Origin of the sequence: Micromonospora sp. NPDC049580 (assembly GCF_040675595.1) — a bacterium.
In the GTDB taxonomy this organism is placed as follows: Bacteria; Actinomycetota; Actinomycetes; order Mycobacteriales; family Micromonosporaceae; genus Micromonospora.
Map to the genome: position 1 here is coordinate 1 of NZ_JBFAPG010000763.1, position 1796 is coordinate 1796.

The 1796-nt window shown below is 70.7% G+C and carries 2 protein-coding genes; one reads left to right on the plus strand and one right to left on the minus strand.

The window, feature by feature from the left end; translation table 11 throughout:
• Positions 1-45: 45 nt before the first annotated feature.
• Entirely contained in the window at positions 46-351 is a 306-nt protein-coding gene (locus AB0J68_RS31845) for a TM2 domain-containing protein (RefSeq protein ID WP_354859378.1), read from the minus strand.
• Positions 352-595: 244 nt separating this feature from the next.
• On the opposite strand from AB0J68_RS31845, the gene ald reads away from it, so the two are divergent.
• Positions 596-1711, plus strand: a complete 1116-nt coding sequence (gene ald, locus AB0J68_RS31850) for an alanine dehydrogenase (protein ID WP_354859379.1) — start codon at positions 596-598, stop codon at positions 1709-1711.
• Positions 1712-1796 lie beyond the last annotated feature (85 nt).

Sequence of the window (1796 nt, forward strand, 5' to 3'; positions counted from 1 at the left end):
CCGCGGCTGACCGCGGGGCCCCTTCTCGTGTCGCGGTGTGGCCGGTCAGTCCCGCAGCGGGCGACCCTGCGCGTCCGTGCCGCCGTTGACCAGGATCAGGATGCCGTCGATGACGCCCCAGAGCGCGCCGACGCCGCACGTCACCAGGCTCACGACGAGCTGGAGAACAGCGATCTTGGTGTGTCCGGTGTAGAACCGACCGGCCCCGAAGGTGCCGAGCAGGATGCCGAGGATGCCCGCGACGACCTTGCTCTTGTCGGAGTAACCCGGGGCGTACCCGGGCTGGTATGGAGGAGTGGTCATGGGCGGACACACTAGTGATCCACTCGCCGGCTGTCCGCACCGCCACACGGCAGATGGGACGATAATGGGCGAACACTGTCCTGACGGCTGAGGTGACGTCCCAATGCCGGCCCGTTCGGCGCCCTGACACTCCGTCAGGTCACCCGGGCACCGGATGCCACTGTGCCGGCTCCCGGCGGGGCCGGACGCGCCTAGACTGCCGCCGGCGGGACCGGTGGACCGTGGCGGCAATGGGGCCGTCGCGGCACCGAGCAGTCGGGGGGAAGCAGCCCCGAAGAGAGGTGTCTGCATCGTGAAGGTCGGAATCCCACGCGAGGTCAAGAACCACGAGTACCGCGTGGCGATCACGCCAGCGGGCGTCAACGAGTTCACCCGCAGCGGCCACCAGGTCTTCGTCGAGTCCGGCGCCGGAGTCGGCTCCAGCATCACCGATGAGGAGTTCGCCGCGGCGGGCGCCAAGATCCTGGCCACCGCCGACGAGGTGTGGGACACCGCCGAGCTGGTGCTCAAGGTCAAGGAGCCGATCGCCGAGGAGCACCACCGGATGCGCGAGGGGCAGGTGCTCTTCACCTACCTGCACCTGGCCGCCTCCAAGTCGTGCACTGACGCGCTGGTCGACCGCAAGGTCACCGGCATCGCGTACGAGACCGTCGAGCTGCCCGACCGGTCGTTGCCGTTGCTCGCCCCGATGTCCGAGGTGGCCGGCCGGCTCGCCCCGCAGGTCGGCGCGTTCTACATGATGCGCACCGGCGGTGGGCGCGGCGTGCTGCCCGGCGGCGTCTCCGGCGTGTACGCGGCGAAGACCGTCGTCATCGGCGCCGGCGTCTCCGGCATGAACGCCGCCGCCATCGCCCTGGGCCTGCAGTCCGAGGTGCTGCTGCTGGACAAGAACGTCGCCCGGCTGCGCCAGGCCGACGCCATCTACCGGGGTCACCTGCAGACCGTCGCCTCGAACGCGTACGAGATCGAGCGGGCCGTGCTCGACGCCGACCTGGTCATCGGCGCGGTGCTGGTGCCCGGCGCGAAGGCCCCGACGCTGATCTCCAACGAGCTGGTCTCCCGGATGAAGCCCGGCAGCGTGCTCGTCGACATCGCCATCGACCAGGGCGGCTGCTTCGAGGACTCGCGCCCCACCACGCACGCCGACCCGGTCTACAAGGTGCACGAGTCGATCTTCTACTGCGTGGCGAACATGCCCGGCGCGGTGCCGAACACCAGCACCTACGCGCTGACCAACGTCACCCTGCCGTACGCCCTGGAGTTGGCCAACCACGGCTGGCGCGAGGCGCTGCGTCGCGACCCGGCACTCGCCCTGGGTCTGAACACCCACGACGGCCAGGTCACCTACGGTCCGGTCGCCGAGGCGCACGGCATGCCCGTGCTCCCGCTGGCCGAGGTCCTGGGCTGACCGACTCCACGGCCGAACGGGCCCGTGGGGGCGTCGCTCCCGCACCCGCCCAGCGCCCGGCCCTCCGCGGCAAACAACACCACCA